General features: G+C 70.9%; 1 pseudogene. It reads left to right on the top strand.

Annotation, left to right across the window (positions count from 1 at the left end):
- Positions 1 to 661 (top strand): annotated as a pseudogene (locus GT354_RS36085) (M4 family metallopeptidase); the annotation flags it as partial.
- Positions 662 to 697 lie beyond the last annotated feature (36 nt).

The raw sequence follows: 697 nt of genomic DNA, 5'->3' as shown, positions 1-697 counted from the left end.
GGTCGGCCTCAACGACGTCAACGCCTACTGGGACGGATCGCGCATCGTGATCGGTCACGACACGCGGAGCCAGTGGCTGGGCGCGATGGACATCGTCGGACACGAGTTCGCCCACGGCGTCGACGCGACCAGCCCGGGCTACCCGTTCGCCCAACCCGGACTCGCCGAGGGGACCGGCGACATCATGGGGGCGCTGACCGAGGCGTACGCCAACGAGCCCGCGCCCTTCGACACCCCGGACTACACCGTCGGCGAGATGGTCGACCTGGACGGTGGCGGGCCGCTCCGTTACATGTACAACCCCTCGCTGACCGGAGACCCGAACTGCTACTCGTCGACGTTGCCGCCGGACGAGCACACGGCGTCGGGCCCGCTGAACCACTGGTTCTACCTGCTCGCCGAGGGCTCCAACCCCGGTGGCGGCAAGCCGAACAGCCCGACCTGCAACGGCTCGACGGTCACCGGCGTGGGCATCCAGACCGCCGGTCGGGTCTTCTACGGCGGCCTGCTGTTGCGCACGAGCGGTACGAAGTACGTGCAGGAACGGCGCCAGACGTTGGCGGCGGCCAAGGCGCTCGACCCGACATGCGGCGTCTTCCTCAAGACCAAGGCCGCGTGGAACGCGGTCCGGGTCCCGCCGGCGCCCGGCGAACCCAACTGCCCCTGACGCCCTCGGCGCGCCGCCCCCGCGCCCCTC

Source organism: Streptomyces sp. SID3343, assembly GCF_009865215.1.
In the GTDB taxonomy this organism is placed as follows: domain Bacteria; phylum Actinomycetota; class Actinomycetes; order Streptomycetales; family Streptomycetaceae; genus Embleya.
Note: the sequence above shows the minus strand (reverse complement) of the source record. Positions and strands in the feature narration are given on the sequence as shown.